The sequence below is a fragment of the Mesorhizobium sp. C277A genome, assembly GCF_040324395.1.
GTDB lineage: Bacteria > Pseudomonadota > Alphaproteobacteria > Rhizobiales > Rhizobiaceae > Mesorhizobium.
Map to the genome: position 1 here is coordinate 2,317,578 of NZ_JAMYVW010000002.1, position 19,560 is coordinate 2,337,137.

Annotated in this window: 18 protein-coding genes; 10 read left to right on the forward strand and 8 right to left on the reverse strand. The window is 62.8% G+C overall.

Annotated features, from left to right (window positions below; all coding sequences use genetic code 11):
* Positions 1-3 precede the first annotated feature (3 nt).
* The 6 genes from rnr (at position 4) to rpmG (ending at position 5,907) form a co-directional block, all read left to right on the forward strand.
* Entirely contained in the window at positions 4-2,310 is a 2,307-nt protein-coding gene (rnr, locus tag NKK52_RS11660) for a ribonuclease R (RefSeq protein WP_023681567.1), read from the forward strand.
* A complete protein-coding gene (locus tag NKK52_RS11665) occupies positions 2,310-2,762 on the forward strand; it encodes a DUF983 domain-containing protein (protein ID WP_031194788.1) in 453 nt (150 codons plus the stop codon). Before rnr ends, NKK52_RS11665 begins: the two co-directional genes overlap by 1 nt.
* An 87-nt stretch (positions 2,763-2,849) precedes the next feature.
* Positions 2,850-3,590, forward strand: a complete 741-nt coding sequence (locus tag NKK52_RS11670) for an NUDIX hydrolase (protein ID WP_023681569.1) — start codon at positions 2,850-2,852, stop codon at positions 3,588-3,590.
* Between the two features lie 79 nt (positions 3,591-3,669).
* Positions 3,670-4,845: an MFS transporter gene (locus tag NKK52_RS11675; RefSeq protein ID WP_023681570.1), complete on the forward strand. Its 1,176-nt coding sequence runs from the start codon at positions 3,670-3,672 to the stop codon at positions 4,843-4,845.
* A gap of 116 nt (positions 4,846-4,961) precedes the next feature.
* The gene (locus NKK52_RS11680) at positions 4,962-5,417 is read left to right on the forward strand and encodes a YqfO family protein (RefSeq protein WP_023681571.1); all 456 of its coding nucleotides are present in this window, start codon (positions 4,962-4,964) and stop codon (positions 5,415-5,417) included.
* A gap of 322 nt (positions 5,418-5,739) precedes the next feature.
* Complete coding sequence (gene rpmG / locus NKK52_RS11685; protein ID WP_006201775.1) at positions 5,740-5,907, forward strand: 50S ribosomal protein L33; 168 nt, start codon at positions 5,740-5,742, stop codon at positions 5,905-5,907.
* Positions 5,908-6,315: 408 nt separating this feature from the next.
* Here rpmG and NKK52_RS11690 read toward each other — a convergent pair whose 3' ends face one another.
* Complete coding sequence (locus tag NKK52_RS11690) at positions 6,316-7,689, reverse strand: PleD family two-component system response regulator (RefSeq protein ID WP_023681572.1); 1,374 nt, start codon at positions 7,687-7,689, stop codon at positions 6,316-6,318.
* 24 nt (positions 7,690-7,713) lie between these two features.
* Complete coding sequence (locus NKK52_RS11695) at positions 7,714-8,085, reverse strand: response regulator (RefSeq protein WP_023667574.1); 372 nt, start codon at positions 8,083-8,085, stop codon at positions 7,714-7,716.
* A gap of 239 nt (positions 8,086-8,324) precedes the next feature.
* On the opposite strand from NKK52_RS11695, the gene NKK52_RS11700 reads away from it, so the two are divergent.
* Complete coding sequence (locus tag NKK52_RS11700; RefSeq protein WP_023681573.1) at positions 8,325-8,624, forward strand: DUF3572 domain-containing protein; 300 nt, start codon at positions 8,325-8,327, stop codon at positions 8,622-8,624.
* On the forward strand, positions 8,621-9,274 hold the full coding sequence (locus tag NKK52_RS11705) for a hypothetical protein (protein ID WP_023681574.1): 654 nt from the start codon (positions 8,621-8,623) through the stop codon (positions 9,272-9,274). The genes NKK52_RS11700 and NKK52_RS11705 overlap by 4 nt, the downstream gene beginning before the upstream one ends.
* Positions 9,275-9,298: 24 nt before the next feature.
* Here the strand turns inward: NKK52_RS11705 and NKK52_RS11710 are convergent, their stop codons facing one another.
* The gene (locus tag NKK52_RS11710; RefSeq protein WP_023681575.1) at positions 9,299-10,786 is read right to left on the reverse strand and encodes a hypothetical protein; all 1,488 of its coding nucleotides are present in this window, start codon (positions 10,784-10,786) and stop codon (positions 9,299-9,301) included.
* Positions 10,787-10,885: 99 nt separating this feature from the next.
* Positions 10,886-11,461, reverse strand: a complete 576-nt coding sequence (locus tag NKK52_RS11715; RefSeq protein ID WP_023681576.1) for a GNAT family N-acetyltransferase — start codon at positions 11,459-11,461, stop codon at positions 10,886-10,888.
* A gap of 67 nt (positions 11,462-11,528) precedes the next feature.
* On the opposite strand from NKK52_RS11715, the gene NKK52_RS11720 reads away from it, so the two are divergent.
* Entirely contained in the window at positions 11,529-12,857 is a 1,329-nt protein-coding gene (locus NKK52_RS11720; RefSeq protein ID WP_023681577.1) for a DNA polymerase IV, read from the forward strand.
* Positions 12,858-12,863: 6 nt separating this feature from the next.
* Here the strand turns inward: NKK52_RS11720 and NKK52_RS11725 are convergent, their stop codons facing one another.
* Entirely contained in the window at positions 12,864-13,370 is a 507-nt protein-coding gene (locus NKK52_RS11725; RefSeq protein WP_023681578.1) for a hypothetical protein, read from the reverse strand.
* 183 nt (positions 13,371-13,553) lie between these two features.
* On the opposite strand from NKK52_RS11725, the gene NKK52_RS11730 reads away from it, so the two are divergent.
* Positions 13,554-14,435: a DMT family transporter gene (locus NKK52_RS11730; protein ID WP_023681579.1), complete on the forward strand. Its 882-nt coding sequence runs from the start codon at positions 13,554-13,556 to the stop codon at positions 14,433-14,435.
* Between the two features lie 7 nt (positions 14,436-14,442).
* Here the strand turns inward: NKK52_RS11730 and NKK52_RS11735 are convergent, their stop codons facing one another.
* The 3 genes from NKK52_RS11735 to dnaE form a co-directional block, all read right to left on the reverse strand.
* Positions 14,443-15,246 carry a potassium channel family protein gene (locus NKK52_RS11735; protein WP_023681580.1) on the reverse strand — a complete coding sequence of 268 codons (804 nt, stop codon included), beginning with the start codon at positions 15,244-15,246 and terminating at the stop codon, positions 14,443-14,445.
* Positions 15,247-15,399: 153 nt separating this feature from the next.
* Positions 15,400-15,798, reverse strand: coding sequence for a nuclear transport factor 2 family protein (locus tag NKK52_RS11740; protein WP_023667583.1), 399 nt, complete (start codon positions 15,796-15,798; stop codon positions 15,400-15,402).
* Positions 15,799-15,967: 169 nt separating this feature from the next.
* A complete protein-coding gene (dnaE, locus tag NKK52_RS11745) occupies positions 15,968-19,495 on the reverse strand; it encodes a DNA polymerase III subunit alpha (protein ID WP_023681581.1) in 3,528 nt (1,175 codons plus the stop codon).
* Between the last annotated feature and the right edge of the window lie 65 nt (positions 19,496-19,560).

Sequence of the window (19,560 nt, forward strand, 5' to 3'; positions counted from 1 at the left end):
AGAGTGGCGCGCAGGATCACCGGTAGAAGCCACGGCGATCCGCGCACCGCCGACACGAGGGCCAAGGTCAAGGACGACTACAGGCCGTCGCGTGACGAAATCCTGCGCTACATCGCCGAGAACCCCGACCGCGCGGGAAAACGCGACATCGCAAAGGCGTTTGCCTTGCGCGGCGACGACCGCATTTGGCTGAAGGACATCCTGCGCGACCTGCAGGACGAAGGCATCCTGACCAAGGAGCGCAAACGGCTGGCCCGTGTCGGCGCCTTGTCACATGTCGCCGTACTCGACATTTTTGGCCGCGATGGCGACGGCATCCTGCTGGCGCATCCTGCCGAGCCCGTAGGCACCGGCGAACCGCCCGTCGTCTCGATCCGCGTCTCGCGCGGCGGCAATGGCCCGCAGCCGGGCATCGGCGACCGTGTGCTGGCCAAGACCTTCCCGACCGACGAGGCGACCGGGCCTGCCTATACGGGCCGCGTAATGAAGATTTTCGAGAAGCGGACAGATGCCGTGCTGGGCGTCTTCCGTATCCTGAGGGACGGCACCTTCCGAATCGAGCCGGTCGAACGTCGCCAGCCCGAACTGATCGTCGACAAGGAATTCCAGAACGGCGCCAGGAACGGCGACCTTGTCGAGGTCGAGCCGGCGCGGGCCTCCCGGTATGGTTTGCCGCGCGCAAAAGTGCTGGCGGTGCTGGGCTCGCTGACCAGCGAAAAGGCGGTCTCGATGATCGCCATCCACGCGCACGACATTCCGCATATCTTCCCGGCCGACGTCATCGCCGAATCCGAGGCGGTAAAACCGGCGACGCTTGCTCACCGCGAGGACTGGCGCGACCTGCCGCTGGTGACCATCGACCCGGCCGACGCCAAGGACCATGACGACGCCGTCTTCGCCACGCCCGACCTCGACGAGAAGAACCCCGGCGGCGTGATCGCCACGGTGGCGATCGCCGATGTTGCAGCCTATGTCCGCTATGGCACCGCACTCGATCGCGAGGCGCTGAAACGCGGCAATTCTGTCTATTTCCCCGACCGCGTCGTGCCGATGCTGCCAGAGCGCATCTCCAACGACCTGTGCTCGCTGCGCGAAGGCCAGGACCGTCCCGCGCTTGCCGTGCGCATGATTTTTGCCGCCGATGGCCGCAAGCTGCGTCACACCTTCCACCGCGTCATGATGAAATCGGCGGCAAAGCTCGCCTATCCGCAGGCCCAGGCCGCGATAGACGGCCTTCCTGACGACAAGACCGGCCCGATCCTCGATACGGTGCTGAAGCCGCTGTGGGACGCCTACGCCATCCTCAAGCGCGGCCGCGATGGCCGCCAGCCGCTCGAGCTTGATCTGCCGGAGCGCAAGATCCTGCTCAAGCCGGACGGCACCGTCGACCGCGTCATCGTCCCGGAGCGGCTCGACGCCCACAAGCTGATCGAAGAATTCATGATCCAGGCCAATGTCGCCGCCGCCGAAACGCTGGAAGCGAAGAAGCAGGCGCTGGTCTACCGCGTCCACGATGCGCCGTCGCTGGCCAAGCAGGAATCGCTGCGCGAATTCCTGCAAACGCTCGGCCTGTCGCTGGCGCGCGGCGCGCAGATGCGGCCCGCCCAGTTCAACGGCATTCTCGAGCGCGTGCGTGGCGCCGACAATGAGGGGCTGGTCAACGAAGTGGTGCTGCGCTCGCAGAGTCAGGCCGAATATTCGCCCAAGAACATCGGCCATTTCGGGCTCAACCTGAAGCGCTACGCGCATTTCACCTCGCCGATCCGCCGTTATGCCGATCTGATTGTGCATCGCGGATTGATTGCCGCGTTGGGGCTTGGTCCCGGCGGCTTGACGCAGGATGAGGAGACGCGGCTGGAAGACGTGGCCGTGCTGATCTCCGGCACGGAGCGCCGCGCCATGGCCGCCGAGCGCGACACGGTCGACCGGCTGATCGCCGCCTATCTCGCCGAGCGCATCGACGACCGCTTCGACGCCCGCATTTCCGGCGTCACCAAATCCGGACTATTTGTCCAATTGCCGCAGTTTGGCGCAGATGGTTTCATCCCGGTGTCAAGTCTGGATGGCGATTACTATATATACGACGAAAGCGCGCGATCGCTATTCGGAGAACGCACCGGCAAGGGCTATCAGCTTGCCGACCGCGTCGAGGTTCGCCTGATCGAGGTGGCGCCTATGGCCGGCGCGATGCGTTTCGAGATGCTGACCGACCCGAAGCCCCTGCCCGGCTCCAAACGGTCGTTTCACAAGGCAAAAGGCCGCGCCCGCGCGTCGCAATCGCGCCCGGGGTCGCGCGGCAGGAGACGATAATGGCAAGCGAAATGGGAATCCAGAAGCAGGTTTTCGGCGGCGAACATCATTCGGGCCGAGTCGCCCGCCCGCTGTGGACGGCGATGAAGCGCGGCGCCCTTGGCCGCTGCCCGCATTGCGGCGAAGGCAGGTTGTTCGCCGGCTTCACCAAGAGCGTCGACAAATGCGCCGTGTGCGGTGAGGAGTTCCACCACCACCGTGCCGACGACTTGCCCGCTTATCTCGTCATCGTCATTGTCGGCCACATCGTTCTCGGCGCCTTCATGGGCGTCGAGGCGACGTCGACGCTCTCCATGTGGCAGCACATCGCCATTTGGGTGCCGTTGACCATCGTGCTGTCGGTCGCTCTGCTGCAACCGGTCAAGGGCGCCGTCATCGGACTGCAATGGGCGCTCTATATGCACGGCTTCGGCGGCGAAAAAGACGGCACCGAGCCGCATCCCGGAACCTAGTTTGCGTCAGGGCAATGTCGCCTGGCGCAACATGCCGACCGTGAAAGGCCACTTTCGTTTGCCAGAAGTTTCCGCTAGGTCCTGCGCATGGAAGGTATGACCAAGGCGGAAGTCAGCAGGATGGACCGTGGCGCGGCCGCCCACAGCGGCCTGCCCATACGCCCGCGCGATGCCGCCACCCTGATCCTGCTCGACCGCGAGGGCGACGAGATTCTGGTGCTGATGGGACGGCGCCATGCAGGCCACGCCTTCATGCCCGGCAAGTTCGTCTTTCCCGGCGGCCGCACCGATTCGGCCGACAGCCGCATTGCCGCTGCCACCCCATTGCTCCCGGAGGAAGAAGCCAGGCTGACCGCCGGCGTCGGCCGCATCAGCCCGTCGCGGGCCCGTGCCATCGCGCTCTCGGCCATCCGCGAGACTTATGAGGAAGCCGGCCTGCTCATCGGCCGCAAAGGCTCGTTCGCAACCGACAAGCGCGACTGGCAGGGCTTTGTCGAGCACGGCGTCCAGCCTTCGCTGGCGCCGCTGCGCTTCATCGCCCGCGCCATCACCCCGCCCAATCGCGTGCGTCGTTTCGACACCCGCTTCTTCAGCGCCTGGCGCAGCGATGTCGCCGTGGAACTGCCGGGTGGCGGCCCGACCAATGAGCTGGAAGAACTAGTCTGGCTGCCGCTCGCCAAGGCCAGAGAGGCCGATATCCCCGACATCACCCGAACGATCTTGCAGGAGCTGGAGACGCGGCTTGCCGGCGATCCACGCCTGCGACCCGGTGGGTCCGTGCCGTTCTACCGGCTTATCCGCAACCGCTTCGTTCGCGAAATTCTTTAGAACAATTCCAGGAAAAGTGTGACGCGGTTTTCCGTCCGGAATTACGCAATATCAAACAGACAGAGTATTCAGGCATCGCATGACGGTCGATACCCAGCAAGAGGGCGACGAGCGCGTACATTGGCTACCGATGATCGCCGCGATCTCGTCGATCAGCGTCGTCGGCATCGCCATAGGCCTCGGCATGCCGCTGCTCAGCGTTATTCTCGAGAGCCGCGGCCACTCGGCATCGATGATCGGCCTCAACACCGCGGTCGCCGGCCTTGCCTCGATCGCCGGCGCCCCGCTGGCCACGCCGCTGGCGATGCGCTTCGGCGTCGCATGGACGATGATCGCCATGATCGCCGCCGGCGCGCTCGCCTTTGTCGGCTTCCACTTCGCGCCGGACTTCTGGATGTGGTTCCCACTACGCGTCGTGCTGCACATCGCGCTGACGGTGCTGTTCATCCTGTCGGAATTCTGGATCAGCACCTCGGCGCCGCCGCGCCGGCGCGGCCTGGTGCTCGGCATCTACGCCACAGTGCTGTCGCTCGGCTTCGCCGCCGGGCCATGGATCTTCGCCCATATCGGCAGCACCGGCTTCTTGCCGTTTGGCGTCATCATCGTCCTGGTCGCGCTGGCCGCAATCCCGGTGCTGGCCGCACGGAATGAAAGTCCCACAATCGTGGTTGACGGCGAAACCAGCAACTTCCTGCGCTACATCTGGCTGGTGCCGACAGCGACCGCCGCCGTGCTGGTGTTCGGCGCCGTCGAGACCGGCGGCTTTGCGCTGTTCCCCGTCTATGGCAACCGCATCGGCTATTCCGAGGCGGATGCAGCCCTCCTGCTCACCATGATCGGCCTCGGCAACGTGCTGTTGCAGATCCCTATCGGCATGATCAGCGACCGCGTCTCAGACCGCCGCTATCTGCTTTTGGCCTGTGCCACGGTCGGACTTGCCGGCACCATCTTCATGCCGTTCTTCGCCGGCAATTGGCACCTGATGGCGGCGCTTCTGTTTGTCTGGGGCGGCGTGGTGGCCGCCATGTACACGATCGGCCTTGCCCATCTGGGCTCGCAGCTCTCCGGCCATGAACTGGCCTCGGCCAATGCCGCCTTCGTGCTCTGCTACGGCGTCGGCATGGTGCTTGGCCCGCAGGCGATCGGCATCGGCATGGATGCCTTCGGGCCCTCCGGCTTCGGCTGGTCGCTCGGCCTGTTCTTTGCCGCCTATATCGCCTTGGTCAGCGCCAGGCTGGTCCGCAAGATCTGGTAGCCTGTCCGTCGCCAGCCTGCGCAATCCTGACGGGATGTCGCCGCTGCTGACAGAACCGTGTCAGGAGACCTCAGCTAAAAGGGTGTCCCAAAAAACCCGAGTTTGAGGATACGGCGATGATCGACAGCGGCTTTGAAACCACATCTCTGCGCATGACGCTTCTGCTGCTTGTCAGCTTCCAGGCCCCGGCAGCCGATGTCGACCGCATCATGGACGCCGTGGTCGCGATCGCGCCGCTGGCGATGGGAAAATACGATCGCAACGCCTATCAAACGGCGCACGGCATCGAACGCTACCGGCCGCTGGAAGGTGCAGCCGCCGGCGTCGAAACCGAACTGCGCCGCCGCCCCGGCACCGTCGAGGTCTCGTTCGAGTTGCCCGACGACCAGGCGCTCGCCGCCCGCGTCGTCGAGGCGATTTTCCAGGCGCATTCCTACCAGGAGCCGGTGATCCGCATCCAGCCAATCCTCGCCAGCCGCTCCAAGGGCCTGGACGACCGCGCCAATCCGAATCGCCGGTGGAACACCACCGGGGACTGGAAGAAAGCGCTTCCAGTTAAGGAAGAAGCCTAGAAATCCGGCCCCGCAGAGGGCGAGCAACAGCGACCTTACCTTCTCTCCTTGTGGGGTGAGAAGCGGCCTCGTAGCGGACGAAAAGCCAATTGCTTGGCTTTTCAAGATTCGAACGCCCTGAGCCTCAGCCTCCATCGAGCCGGTGATAAAACCGGACAACCATGTGCTACCTAATCCGGACAACTCATGTGCTTACGACATGGCAAGGCGTCGGGCTTGACTTTCCGGGCACGTTCTTTATGTGTCGCGCCAAGTTTCCCGCGTCCGGGTGTTTTCCCCCGCTCCAGCGGCCAGAACCCCACGAACATAACGGACTGATACAATGGCCAAAGCCGCAAACATCAAGATCAAGCTTCTGTCGACCGCCGACACCGGTTTCTTCTACGTGACCAGCAAGAACAGCCGTACCAAGACCGACAAGCTGTCGTTCCGCAAATACGACCCGGTCGCCAAGAAGCATGTCGAGTTCAAGGAAACCAAGATCAAGTAATCTGGTTTTCATACGCTCTGTCAAAAGCGCCGCCCCTTCGGGCGGCGTTTTTGATTCAAGGTCCCGAAAGCCAGAACCCTCCGCTGTTTGGCGCGAAGTGCTCATCTCATTTTTTGGCAAAAAAGGGGGCCGGTCGGCGTATGGCAGCGGTACGAGGAGGCCACTATGTGCCAGCGCCGGCCGGCCGACCCCACGGACCCAGGAGATGCGGCGGACCTGAGCATCATGGGGTATTCGGCGAAGCGATGCGGCTGTCTACCCTCGTGCCCGCATCGCCCTTGTTCTTGCACCGCACATTTGCGCAACAATGTTTGAAAATCAATAGTTTCTTAACCAAGCCTGCCGAATCGCTTGGATTAAGGTAAATTCCTAACCGTGTCCGATTGACTGCATAATCGGTGGTCTAGCCTACGCTGCCTTGGCGACGACCCGGTTGCGGCCGCCACTTTTGGCTTCGTAGAGCGCCACATCGGCACGTTTCATCAACGCCGCGACCGTGTCCGCGCCCTTCAGAACCGATGACACGCCGACGCTGACCGTGACTTCGATCGCCTTGCCTTCAGGGCCGATGGCAAAGGGCAGCTGGGCGATTTCGGCGCGAATGCGCTCGGCAACCTTCTCCGCCACCGCGCCGTCCGTGTCCGGCATCACAACGACGAATTCCTCGCCGCCGAAGCGGCAGGCAAGGTCGATGCCCCTGACGTTCTTGCGCAGCCGCCTTGCGAACTCGCGCAGCACATCGTCGCCGCCATCATGGCCATGCGAGTCATTTACGGTCTTGAAGCGGTCGAGATCGGTGATCATCACCGACAGAGGCCGCCGCCGCGCCACGGCGCGGTCGAACAGCGTCTGCAGATGACTGTCGAGGTAGCGGCGGTTGTGCAGCCCGGTCAATGCGTCGGTCACCGCCATCTCGATGGTCTGGGCGACGCTGGCGCGCAGCTGATCGTTATAGCGCTTGCGCCGCACCTGGGTACGCAGCCGCGCCGTCAGCTCCTGCTGGTCGATCGGCCGCATCAGATAGTCGTTGATGCCGAGTTCGAGGCCTCTGATGATGCGGCCCTCCTCGCCTTCGTCAGCAATCAGGATGATCGGCAGGAAGCGGGTGCGGTCGAGCGAACGCAATTGCGAACACAACCGCAGCGGATCGAAATCGGTAAAACCGGTCGAGATCAGCACGCACTCATAGGGCGCCTCGGCGGCCTGGAAGAAGCCGGCATGCGGATCGGTGGCAATGTCGAGCTCGGCGCTGCCGCGCAGCATGTTCTGGATGCGCTCAACCGACGATTTGCGCTCGTCGATCAACAGCACCTTCGGCGTGGCGTCCTCCGACGCGAAGCTGCGGCTCAACAGCGCCTCGATGCCGATGTTGCGGGTGGTCGATGCGCGCAGCCGCAGTTCGTCGGTCAGCGACTTCAGCCTGACCAGGCTCTTCACCCGCGTCATCAGTTGCAGATCGTTGACCGGCTTGGTGAGAAAGTCGTCGGCGCCTGCCTCGAGGCCGCGCACCCGGTCGGCAACATGGCCCAGCGCGGTCACCATGACCACCGGTATATGCGCGGTCGCCGGATCGCTTTTCAGCCGCTTGCAGACCTCGAACCCGTCCATGCCGGGCATCATCACGTCGAGCAGCACGACATCGACCTTGCCGTTTTCGCAGGTCTCGATCGCGTCCGGCCCGTTGGAGGCCGTCAACACCTCGAAATATTCGGCCAGCAGCCGAACCTCGAGAAGTTTGACATTGGCAGGGATGTCGTCGACGACGAGGATCCGCGCGGTCATGTCACAAGGCTCCGGCTGAAGGCATCAGGCATCACCGAGATAGGATTTGATGGTCTCGATGAAACGCGGCACCGAGATCGGCTTGGAGATGTAGGCCTCGCAACCGCCCTGGCGAATGCGTTCCTCGTCGCCCTTCATGGCGAAGGCGGTGACGGCGATGACCGGAATGGAATGGAGGTCGTCGTCCTCCTTCAGCCATTTCGTCACTTCCAGCCCCGACACTTCGGGCAGCTGGATGTCCATCAGGATCAGGTCGGGCCTGTGCTGGCGCGCCAGATCGAGCGCCTCGAGCCCGTTGCGCGTGCGCACCGTTTCATAACCGCTGGCTTCGATGAGGTCGCGAAAGAGCTTCATATTGAGCTCGTTGTCCTCGACGATCATGACCTTCTTAGGCATCGATTTCCCGTCCCGGCCAGGCTTCTGCCCGAAGCCCTGCCGCTATGCGCCCTTGTCGAAGCACACCAAACCCTCGCCCACTCTTAAGGCAATATGATTGACGAAACGGAAACCCGAAGCGGCAAAAGCCATTCGGATTCCACCTCGAAAACCACATTGGATCGGGGCTGTGGCTTGCCGCAGGCGACGCTTGCGATTACTGCGGAAAAGAGACTCATTTCCGCAACGAGAAAGTAGTGATGGCAAACGCAGCGTCAATGCGCGAGGAAGCGGAAACCATTGCCGTGAAGGCACTGGGCTTCGTCGCCGCCGACCCCGAACTCCTGCCGCGCTTCCTGGCCCTCACCGGCATCGAGGCGTCCGCCATCCGCCGCGCCGCGGCCGAACCGGGATTCCTTGCCGGCGTGCTGCAGTTCATGCTTGCCCACGAGCCGACCTTGCTGCGCTTTGCCGAGGAAACCGACACGCCCCCGGCCGCCATCGGCAAGGCGTTGCGGGCGCTGCCTCTTGGCGGCGACGACCATGAGCATTCGATATGAGCGACGATCCCGAGACGGCACGCCAGATCGCCGAACTTGCAGCCGACGACCGGCCTCTGCTGATCCTCGATGTCGACGATGTCGTGCTCGAATTCATCCGGCCGTTTCCGCATTTCCTGAAATCGCGCGGCTTCGGCCTGACCCTGGCCTCCTTCCGTCTCACCGGCAACATTGCCGAAACGGCGAGCGGCCGGCTGATCGAACAGCCGGAGGTGACGGCACTTCTCGGAGATTTCTTCGATACGCAGGCCGACTGGCAGAGCGTTACCGACGGTGCCGAACAAGCGCTTGCCAGCCTCAGCGACCGCGTCGAGATCGTCCTTTTGACCGCCATGCCGCACCGGCATCGCGCCGCCCGCCGCGCCCATCTCGATGCGCTCGGTCTGCCCTATCCGCTATTGACCACCGAAATGGCCAAGGGACCAGCGGTGGCCAAATTGCGTGGTAGCAGAGGCCGGCCGGTAGCCTTTGTCGACGACCAGCCCGCCAACCTCATCTCGGCACGCAACTCGGTTGCCGACGCCCATCTCTTCCACCTGATGGCCGACAATTCGCTGCGCGCCTTCCTGCCGCCGGTGCCGGACGACATCATCTCCGTCGAGGACTGGCACGAGGCCGCGCCAAAGATTGCTAGCGCGCTGGGACTCTGAGTTAGCCGCCCCCGAGGTCAGTGCTCAAGGCTTCGTTGCTGTCCCAGGGATCGCATCCGGATCGGCGTTGTCTTCCCCGACCGGATCAGGCCCCTTCAGCATCGCGCCGTTGACCGTCACCGACCCATCATGCCTGGCGTTGATCACCCATTCGATACGGCCGTCCGGCAGCGTCTTGGCGAATCCCTTAATCGCAAGCGCCCCTGTGAAAGCCTGCGAGGCCTCCGGGTCAGATTTAGCCGCCGCCTGCAAGGTTTCAACGATCTTGTCGTAGCCGGTTACGTTGACGGTCACGCTCGCATCCGGCTTCTTGCCGGGGAACGTCATTTCGCCCTCCATGGCGACCTCGATGTCGCCGTTCTTCACCGTGCTGTGCCCGAGAACGAATTTTGGTATCTTGGCCAGGAAATTGGCGGAAATCTCGTCGCCGAAATCTGGCGGCAGCGGTGGATCCTTGCTGAAATCGAGGGTGTCGATGGTTTTCCTGGCCATACTGTCGAGATCGATGTTGGCGCCGCCGAAATTCAGGTCGAGATCCGTCGGCAGCAACGCAACGGTCCAACTGGGCAGCATCTGCTGCGGTATTGTCAGGCCGGAAACCTTGAATGCGTAGCTGATCTTGCCGTCCTTGCTGATGCCGTCCATGCCGACAACGGTGTTCAGCTGCGCCGCGCCGAAATTGCCGGCATATGTTTCAATGGCAAGGTTTTTGAATGCGTAGGTCCCATCGATCCGTTCCCATAGCGGCAGCGCACCGAGCAGAAGCGTTTTGAACTCTGCTTGATCGGCCTTCAGCCGGGCCTCGTCCTCATGGGCGACGGCGAACGCCAAAAGATCCAGAAGCGGCTTGGTCTGAATGGCCTTAGCGGTCACGTTCACAGCGAGCTCCGGTGCCCGGAGCGCTGCGATTGACCGGTCATCGATTTTGACCGTTTCGACGAAGTCCGCCATCGCCTGTGTGAAATTAAGATCGACGCCGCCGTTGGCCGACTTCCTGGCGTCAATTTTGGAAGAGCCCAGCCCCACGCTCAAATCGGTCAATTGACTGACTTGGCGCGACGTCATCGTCATGCCCGCAATCGAACTGGTGCCGCTGGTAAATGCCGCCAGTTCCGGGTCATAGACGCCCGTGAACTTGCCATCCTTGACAACGATTTGCCCGGTGTTCAGGCCATTTGGGCCATTTACCTCGATGGACCCAGTCGTAGAGAAATCCGAGGCGACATCCCAGCCTCCGTCGCTGCGCGGTTTGACCCGCAGCGTGACGGGCGGGAAATCGAACCGCTTCAGATCCTGCTTCGGCATCTTCGCCACAAGCGCCTTCACATCGAAGGTGATCTTGTAGGCACCCTCCTCGGCTGAGATCTTCAAAATGCCTTCATTGAGCGCCTGTTTGCCGACATAGCGAGAGAGCTCATCGGAAAGTTGCTTGGCACCTTGGGCATCGACAGCCTGGCCAAAGGCAGGAGCGCTGAGGGCGAGAAGGAAAGCAAGCGGCAAGACACGGTTCACAAAATTCTCCATTTGACCAAAAAGGAACGCTTCGTTCGTCTGCTATGACACCAACCTACAGCTTCCACAGGACATCAACAAACGCCGACGGGTAATTGACTACAACACCAGCCGCATCAGCGGCCGTCCGGCCTTGCGTTCGACAAGCCGCTCGAAGCCGGCCTTTTCAAACACACGCGACGAGCCGACGAACAGCCCGATCGAACGCGAATCGCGCGACACGTCGATCGGACACGCCTCGACCAGCCGCGCCTTGTTCTGGCGGGCAAAAGCGATGCCGCCCTCGACCAGGCGGTGGCTGACGCCCCGGCCGCGCGCGCTGGCGCGGATGAAGAAGCAGGAGATGGCCCAGACGCCGGGATCTACGGCGTCGGTTGGATCGACCGGCGCCGAGCCCCGGCCCCGATTGTTCCATTCGGGCACGTCGGCGCGTGGACCGATCTGCATCCAGCCGACCGCCTGGCCGTCCTCGAAGGCCAAAAGCCCCGGCGGCGGCCCGGCCTCGATACGCGCCTTGATATGATCCTTGTTGCGCTGCTTGTCGCTGGCCCGTCGGACCGCCGGCGCCATCCGGAAATGCGTGCACCAGCAGCCGTAACAGGCGCCCTGCTTGCCGAAAAGATCCTCGAAATCCGCCCATAGGTCAGGCGCCAGCGGCGCTATGGTGGTGCTCATGAGTTCTCTCCCGGCTAACCGCTTGTGGCGGCTTCCGTCCTGACGTACCATTGCATCTGTTCTCTTTATGTTCGCAGCGATGGCGGCCCCTGTCAACAATCCCGAGCACGGTTTTTGCCGCGACTGCCTGACCTTTCAGCGCAGCGATACCAGGCGCTGTGAGCGTTGCGGCAGCCCTCGACTCACCCGCCATCCCGAGCTCTACCAGCTGCATCTGGCGCATATCGATTGCGACGCCTTCTATGCGGCGATCGAAAAGCGCGACAATCCGGCGCTGAAGGACAAGCCGCTGATCATCGGCGGCGGCAAGCGCGGCGTCGTTTCCACCGCCTGCTACATCGCCCGCATCCAGGGGGTGCGCTCGGCAATGCCGATGTTCAAGGCGCTCGAAGCCTGTCCGGAAGCGGTCGTCATCCCGCCCAATATGGAGAAATACGTCCGCGTCGGCCGCGATGTCCGCGCCTTGATGCAGGCGCTCACGCCGCTGGTCGAACCGCTCTCCATCGATGAGGCGTTTCTCGACCTTGCCGGCACCGAGCGCCTGCACGGCATGCCGCCGGCGGTGGTGCTGGCGCGCTTTGCGCAGACCGTCGAAAAGGAAATCGGCATCACCGTTTCGGCCGGCCTTTCCTACTGCAAGTTCCTGGCCAAGGTTGCCTCCGATTTCCGCAAGCCGCGCGGCTTTTCGGTGATCGGCGAAGCCGAGGCGCTGGGTTTCCTGGCCGAACAGCCGGTGACGCTGATCTGGGGCGTCGGCAAGGCTTTTGCCGCAACGCTCGAACGCGACGGCATCCGCAGCATCGCCCAGTTGCAGCGCATGGAGCGCGCCGATCTTATGCGCCGCTATGGCGTGATGGGCACCCGGCTCTACCATCTCTCGCGCGGCCAGGACGACCGCCGTGTCGATCCCGACCAGGATGCGAAAAGTGTGTCGGCCGAAACCACTTTCGACACCGACATAGCTGAAATGGGCGAACTGGTTCCAGTGCTGAGGGGATTGTCGGAAAAGGTCTCGGCGCGGCTGAAGAAGTCAGGCATTGCCGGGCGCACCGTGGTGCTGAAGCTGAAGACGCAGGATTTCAAGCTGCGTACCCGCAACCGCCAGCTCGGCGACCCGACCCGGCTGGCCGACCGCATTTTCCAGACCGGGCTCGAGCTGTTGCGCAAGGAGGCGGACGGGACAAAGTACCGGCTGCTTGGCATCGGTGTCAGCGATCTCTCGGATGACGAGAAGGCCGATCCGCCCGATCTCGTCGACGTCGGCTCGCGCAAGCGCGCCATGGCCGAAAGCGCCATCGATACGCTGCGCGACAAGTTCGGCAAGAAGGCGGTGGAAACCGGCTACACCTTCGGTAAAGGACGCAACGCCAACCCGCCGGAGCCGATCGAGGAGTGAGACGGCTTAGATACGCTTGAGATCGATGCGGCTCGTCACCACGTTCTTGCCGGTTTTCGGATCGACGTCGGTAACGGTCAACCGCATTCCGTCGCCGCTGGTTTTCTCGACCGTCAACCGCGCCTTGCGATCGCCATTGACCTCCGCCGCCCAGCGAATGCCGAGACTGATCGCGTTGCCGGAACGGCTGCCGGCGAGCTGTGCCGGCCCGGTGCGCGACCCGACATAGACGCCTGTATACTTCGCCCCGCGGGCCTTCAGATTGGCGCTGATGGCGCGCGTCACCACGACAAGACCACGGCAATTGCCGTCAAGCGACAATGAGCTCGAGGTCGCGTCGGAATTGAAGGTGCAGGACACATTCACCGTCGGTGCGTCGGTGGTGACCTTGACTGTCCCCTTGCCGGAGAAATTCCCTTGCAAGGAGCTGAGAAAATTCGCCTCGTCGGCATGGGCCGCGGCGCTTGCAGTTAGCAGGCAGCCGGCTAGCAGAAACCGCGCGAATGATTTCATCGGAATCTCTTCCCCGTTGATGTTGAAGAAACGATGCGTCCAGCAATTGGCCAATACCGGGAACCAACGCCTGCCGTTTCGTCAGGTTCCACTTCCAGCATGGCTGTTTTCGCAACGGTCTGGCCCAGTCGAATGCGTCGCCTAACGGTTGCGATAGAAGTCCCGGCTTGCGACATAGCGCCTATGGCACCTTCCCCATCGATCCCCAAAGCCGCGTTCTGGATGGCGCTGTCGATCGCCTCGTTTCTGGCGATGTCAGTCGCCGGCCGCGCAACCACCGCCGAGCTCAACGTCTTCCAGGTGCTGGAACTGCGCTCGGTGATCGGCTTCTTCATCCTGTTGCCGCTGGTGATGATGAGCGGCGGATTCGCTGCAATGCGCACGCAGCGCCCGTTGGCCCATATCGCTCGCAATGTCATCCACTATACGGGCCAGGCCGCATGGCTCTATGCGCTGACGCTGATCCCGCTTGCGGTGCTCATATCGGTCGAATTCACCACGCCGATCTGGACCGCGATCCTGGCGGTGGCGTTTCTTGGCGAAAGGCTCTCCCGCCCGAAAATTGCGGCGGTCGTGCTTGGCCTGATCGGCGTGGTGGTCATCGTTCGCCCCGGCGTCGGCTCCATGGATCCGGGTCACCTCGTCGTTCTCGGCGCGGCCGTGTGCTTTGGCGTATCGGTGGTGTTGGTCAAGTCGCTGACCCGCACGGACAGCGTCGTGCGCATCATCTTCTGGATGCTGATCATCCAGTCGGTGGTCGGCCTGATCCCGGCGCTTTATGAATGGCGCAACCCACCGCTCGAACTCTGGCCATGGATTCTGCTGATTGCCTTCACCGGCATGTCGTCGCATTTCTGCATGGCGCGTGCCCTCACCTATGCCGACGCTACGGTGATTTCACCGATGGATTTCCTGCGCGTGCCACTGTCGGCGCTGATCGGCTGGCTGCTCTACAGCGAACAGATCGACATCTTTACAGCCGGCGGCGCCCTGCTGATCCTGATGGGCAACCTGCTCAACCTGCAGCGCAAGGCGCCAAAGCCGGCCGAGGTCGCGGCCTCGTAGCGGTCGGTCAATTCCCCTCATCTGGTATGTTGAGAAGATGCCCGCAGGCCTTGCAGTGCACGGCGTCCGGCTCGTGCCGTTGCAGTCCGCACTGCGGACAGGGAAAGAACACCTTGGCGGGTCGAAAAATCGCCGTCGCCAGTCTGACGAACAGCGAGATGCCGATGATCATGGTGGCGATCGCGGTCAGCTTGCCGGCGATCCCCGGCAGCACGATGTCGCCGAAACCGGTCGTCGTCACCGTGGCAACGGTGAAATACAGCGCATCAATGTAGTTTTCGAGGCCGGCGCCGGTGCGGAAGAAGAAGGTGTAGACGAAGCCGGTGATGACGAACAGGAACGTCAACAGGTTGATGACCGCGTGGCTCGCCTCGCGCCAGGGCCTTAAGCCACGCATTTCGAAATGCTGCCACAGCGACCCGCTGCGCGACAGCGACCACAGCCGCAGGATTCGCAGGAACGCCAGATTTGCCAGCGCCGTCGGCATCAGCAGCGTCAAAAGGATGAAGACATCGACCCAGGATGTCGGCTGTTTCATCAGCCGCAACATGTCGTTGGAGGCTAACAGTCGGGCAATCAGGTCGGCGGCGACCAGCGCCGCGACGGTATAGTCGAGCCACAGGAATGACGGCTTGTCCTGGAGCACCGGCGTGGCAACGAAGAAGGCGATGATGGCGAGGTCGATGATGACCGCCACCAGTTGAAACCGGAACGCCGCCGGCGTGCGTCCGTGATAGAGCTTGCGCAGCCTGTCACGCAGCCGCGCGATGGCAGAGCTTTGCTGCGATCCGTCCTTCTCGGCTGCTTTCATCACCAAGTGCGTAACGGTCCCAGGCGGGGCCGTCTAGAGCATGATCCCAAAAAGTGGGTGCCGGTTTTTGGAAAAGATCCCGTTCCAACAAAGGGTTAGATCATGATGAGATTTCAACCGAATCTCATCATGATCTAGTGGGCCCGGTGATCGTCAGCCCTCCACCACCTTGCCGTCCGGCCCGACGAGGCGCCAGGCCGAGGCGGTGTCGTAGACGAACCGCTCCTCCGCAATCCGGTCACCACGCCAGCGCTGCAGGGCCACCTCTTCCAGCCGGCGCACGGTGCCGGCCTTGTCGACACGGTCGAAGGTCCAGCGGATGGCGACATTGTCGCCATCGACCAGGAATGTCTGGACAGGATGGGTGTGCATCTTCTCGATCCGGTCGAGTGCTGCCTGCTCATGCGCCATCAGTGTTTCCTTGCCGCGCCGCGGGACGCCGAGATTTTCCTGCATGGTGGCATCGTCATGGTAGAAGTCGGCGATCGCTTTGACGTGGCTGCCTTCGACCACCTCCTTGAGGAAGGCTTCGACGCGTTCGCGGCTGGGCATGATTGTGCGTTCCTTTGAAGTTTCTGCTCAACGCATGTGGTTCAAAGGAAGGTCAGGTCAACCACGCCCCGCACGCTGGCCCTATCGGCTGCAATGTCAGGCCCAGAGCATCTTTATGCCGTCATGCACTGGCCGACGTCGATGCGATTGCCGTGTATATCAGCGCAGCCTAGACGAGCTCGACTTCGACCACACCCGGCACCGCGCGCATGGCCGACGCGATCTGCGGCGAGATGCGGTAGCGATTGGGCAATTCGATCTCGATCTCACCTTGCCCGGCTTCCTTGATCAGCACGAAGCTGACCTGGCCCTCGCCCTTTACCGCCAGTTGGCCGGCCAGCATGCCGATCGGAGCCGCATCGCGCACGAAGATGCGCAGCGCCTTCTGGATACGGCTGGCCTCATCCTCCAGCGACTGCACCGTCTGGATGCGCAGATTGACCCCTTCGGGCCTATCCTCGGCCGAAACGGTGATCACCACCGAACGTCCGGGCTCGAGCAGATCGCGATACTGCGCCAACCCTTCCGAAAACAGCACGGCTTCATATTGGCCAGATGTGTCGGAAAAGGCGATGACGCCCATCTTGTTGCCGGTTCGGGTCTTGCGCTCCTGCTTGGTGGTGACGGTGCCGGCGAGCCGGCCCGCGGCGGCACCGCGTTTGACCGCAGCCGAGAACTCGCCCCAGTTTTGCACGCGCATCTTCTGCAGGGCCGCCTTGTACTCGTCGAGCGGATGCGCCGAAAGATAGAAGCCGACGACCTGGAATTCGCGGTGCAGCCGGTCGGCGGCAAGCCACGGATCGGTCTGCGGCAAATTGAGCGCCTGCTGTTGCGCGCCGAGCGACGCGCCGAAAATGTCGTGCTGGCCCGAAATGGCATTCTGCTGCGCCAGAGAAGCCAGCCCCATCATCCGTTCGACGCCGGCCATCATCTGGGCGCGGTCGTGGCCGAAGCAGTCGAGCGCGCCGGCCATGATCAGGCTTTCGAAGACGCGCTTGCCGACGATCTTGGGATCGACCCTTTCACAGAAATCGGCGAGATTCTTGAACGGCTTTTCGCCGCGCATGGCGACGATGTGCTCGACCGCAGCGTCGCCGACGCCCTTGAGGGCCGCCAGCGAATAGTAAATGCGGTTCTCGCCGACCTCGAAATTGCGGAAGCTGGTCATCACCGACGGCGCCACCACCTCGATGCCGAGACGCAGCGCATCCTGGCGGAAATCGGCGAGTTTGTCGGTGTTGCCCATGTCGAGCGTCATCGACGCCGCCAGGAACTCGACGGGGTAATGCGCCTTGAGATAGGCGGTCTGGTAGGACACGACGGCGTAGGCGGCCGCGTGCGATTTGTTGAAGCCGTAGTCGGCGAACTTGGCCAGAAGGTCGAAGATGAAGTCGGCCTGCGGCTTGCCGACGCCGCGTTCGACCGCACCAGTGACGAAGCGCTCGCGCTGCTTGTCCATTTCGGCGCGGATCTTCTTGCCCATGGCGCGGCGCAGCAGGTCGGCTTCGCCGAGCGAATACCCCGACAGCTCCTGCGCGATCTGCATCACCTGTTCCTGGTAGACGATGACGCCTTGCGTCTCCTTCACCAGATGGTCGATTTTGGGATGGATCGAGGCCATCTCCTCTTCGCCATGCTTTCTGGCGTTGTAGGTCGGGATGTTCTCCATCGGGCCGGGGCGGTAGAGCGCCACCAGCGCGATGATGTCCTCGATACAGTCGGGCCGCATGCCGATCAGCGCCTTGCGCATACCGGCACTTTCCACCTGGAACACACCGACCACTTCGCCGCGCGACAGCATGGCGTAGGTTTCAGGGTCGTCGAGCGGGATCGTCGCCAGGTCGATCTCGATGCCGCGCCGGCGGATCAGCTTCACTGCCGTCTCCAGCACGGTCAGCGTCTTCAGGCCGAGGAAGTCGAACTTCACCAGCCCGGCCTGTTCGACATATTTCATGTTGAACTGGGTGACCGGCATGTCGGAGCGCGGATCGCGGTACATCGGCACCAGTTCCGACAAGGGCCGGTCGCCGATGACGATGCCGGCGGCGTGCGTCGAAGCGTGGCGGTAGAGCCCTTCCAGCTTTTGCGCCATATCGAGCAGCGTCTGCACGATTGGCTCCTTCTCGGCCTCCTCGGCAAAGCGCGGCTCGTTGGCGATGGCATCCGCCAGCTTGACCGGATTGGCGGGGTTCTGCGGCACCATTTTGGAGAGCTTGTCGACTTGGCCGTAAGGCATTTGCAGCACGCGGCCGACGTCGCGCAGCACCGCGCGCGCCTGCAGCGTACCGAAGGTGATGATCTGCCCAACCTGGTCGCGGCCATATTTCTGCTGGACGTAGCGGATGACCTCTTCGCGCCGGTCCTGGCAGAAGTCGATGTCGAAGTCGGGCATCGACACGCGGTCGGGGTTGAGGAAGCGCTCGAACAGCAGCGAGAAGCGCAGCGGATCGATGTCGGTGATGGTCGTGGAATAAGCGACCAGCGATCCGGCGCCCGAACCACGGCCCGGCCCGACCGGAATGCCTTGCGCCTTGGCCCATTTGATGAAGTCGGCGACGATCAGGAAATAGCCGGGAAACTTCATCTTCTCGATGATGGAGAGTTCGAAATCGAGCCGCTCGCGGTATTGTTCGACCGTGTAGCCGGAAGTGGGCCCATGCGCAGCCAGCCGCGCCTCCAGCCCCTCATGCGCCTGCCGGCGTAGCTCATCGGCCTCCGCTTTCAGCGCCACCTCATTGTCGGCGACATCGCCGCCGGTAAAGCGTGGCAGGATCGGATTGCGGGTCTTGGGATAATAGGAACAGCGCAGCGCGATCTCGACGGTGTTGTCGATCGCTTCCGGCAGGTCGGTGAACAGCCGCGCCATATCGGCCTGGCTGCGCAGGAAATTGTCCGATGTCAGGCGGCGGCGGTTGTCGGCGGCAACGACGGACCCTTCGGCAATGGCGATCAGCGCGTCATGCGCTTCATAGTCGTCGCGGGCGGCGAAGAACGCCTCATTGGTGGCGACCAGCGGCAGATCATGGATATAGGCAAGGTCGACCGATGATTTCTCGATGGCGCGGTCATAACCGGAAACACGGTCCAGTTCGACATAGAGCCGGTCGCCGAACAGCGCCTTGAGTGCCAGAAGCCGCGTCTCGGCAAGATCTCGGCGATCCTCCTTCAGCGCCCGGCCGATCGGGCCGCGCGGCCCGCCGCTGAGGCAGATCAGGCCATCGCTATGGCCTTCCAGCATTGCTGACGTCAGATGCACGGGCTCGCCCGGCGGCGTCTCCAGATAGACCTGGCTGACCAGCCTGACCAGGTTGCTATAGCCAACCTCGGTGGCGGCGAGCAGCACCACGGCGTTCATCTCCGGCCCGTGGCGGCGGCGGTCGCGCTGTGCGTCACTGGTCTCGCCGGAAAAGGCGAGATCGATCTGGCAGCCGATGATCGGCTGGATGCCCTCTTTCACCGCTTTCTGGGCAAATTCCAGCGCGCCGAACAGATTGTTGGTGTCGGTGACGGCGATTGCCGGGCACTCGTCCTTGACGGCATGGGCGACGACAGCGGCGACCTGCAAGGCTCCCTCGAGCAGCGAATACGCCGAATGCACGCGCAGATGGATGAACCGCCGCGCCGGTGCCTCAGGGCGCGCAGCAGCGAGCGCTGCTTCGCGCTTCAGGGGATCGCGTGGAAGTTTGTCATCCGCCATGATGTATCAAATTGCTCGAAGGGCTTTGAGTCGATGGAGATGTATTGTCCCGGACCGGGCGATGC

What these genes read in the sequence shown, in the direction of transcription:
- NKK52_RS11665 (WP_031194788.1), top strand. Translation starts at nt 2,310, where the DNA reads ATGGCAAGCGAAATGGGAATCCAGAAGCAGGTTTTCGGCGGCGAACAT.
- NKK52_RS11670 (WP_023681569.1), top strand. Translation starts at nt 2,850, where the DNA reads ATGGAAGGTATGACCAAGGCGGAAGTCAGCAGGATGGACCGTGGCGCG.
- NKK52_RS11675 (WP_023681570.1), top strand. Translation starts at nt 3,670, where the DNA reads ATGACGGTCGATACCCAGCAAGAGGGCGACGAGCGCGTACATTGGCTA.
- NKK52_RS11680 (WP_023681571.1), top strand. Translation starts at nt 4,962, where the DNA reads ATGATCGACAGCGGCTTTGAAACCACATCTCTGCGCATGACGCTTCTG.
- rpmG (WP_006201775.1), top strand. Translation starts at nt 5,740, where the DNA reads ATGGCCAAAGCCGCAAACATCAAGATCAAGCTTCTGTCGACCGCCGAC.
- NKK52_RS11690 (WP_023681572.1), bottom strand. Translation starts at nt 7,689, where the DNA reads ATGACCGCGCGGATCCTCGTCGTCGACGACATCCCTGCCAATGTCAAA.
- NKK52_RS11695 (WP_023667574.1), bottom strand. Translation starts at nt 8,085, where the DNA reads ATGCCTAAGAAGGTCATGATCGTCGAGGACAACGAGCTCAATATGAAG.
- NKK52_RS11700 (WP_023681573.1), top strand. Translation starts at nt 8,325, where the DNA reads ATGGCAAACGCAGCGTCAATGCGCGAGGAAGCGGAAACCATTGCCGTG.
- NKK52_RS11705 (WP_023681574.1), top strand. Translation starts at nt 8,621, where the DNA reads ATGAGCGACGATCCCGAGACGGCACGCCAGATCGCCGAACTTGCAGCC.
- NKK52_RS11715 (WP_023681576.1), bottom strand. Translation starts at nt 11,461, where the DNA reads ATGAGCACCACCATAGCGCCGCTGGCGCCTGACCTATGGGCGGATTTC.
- NKK52_RS11720 (WP_023681577.1), top strand. Translation starts at nt 11,529, where the DNA reads ATGTTCGCAGCGATGGCGGCCCCTGTCAACAATCCCGAGCACGGTTTT.
- NKK52_RS11725 (WP_023681578.1), bottom strand. Translation starts at nt 13,370, where the DNA reads ATGAAATCATTCGCGCGGTTTCTGCTAGCCGGCTGCCTGCTAACTGCA.
- NKK52_RS11730 (WP_023681579.1), top strand. Translation starts at nt 13,554, where the DNA reads ATGGCACCTTCCCCATCGATCCCCAAAGCCGCGTTCTGGATGGCGCTG.
- NKK52_RS11735 (WP_023681580.1), bottom strand. Translation starts at nt 15,246, where the DNA reads ATGAAAGCAGCCGAGAAGGACGGATCGCAGCAAAGCTCTGCCATCGCG.
- NKK52_RS11740 (WP_023667583.1), bottom strand. Translation starts at nt 15,798, where the DNA reads ATGCCCAGCCGCGAACGCGTCGAAGCCTTCCTCAAGGAGGTGGTCGAA.
- dnaE (WP_023681581.1), bottom strand. Translation starts at nt 19,495, where the DNA reads ATGGCGGATGACAAACTTCCACGCGATCCCCTGAAGCGCGAAGCAGCG.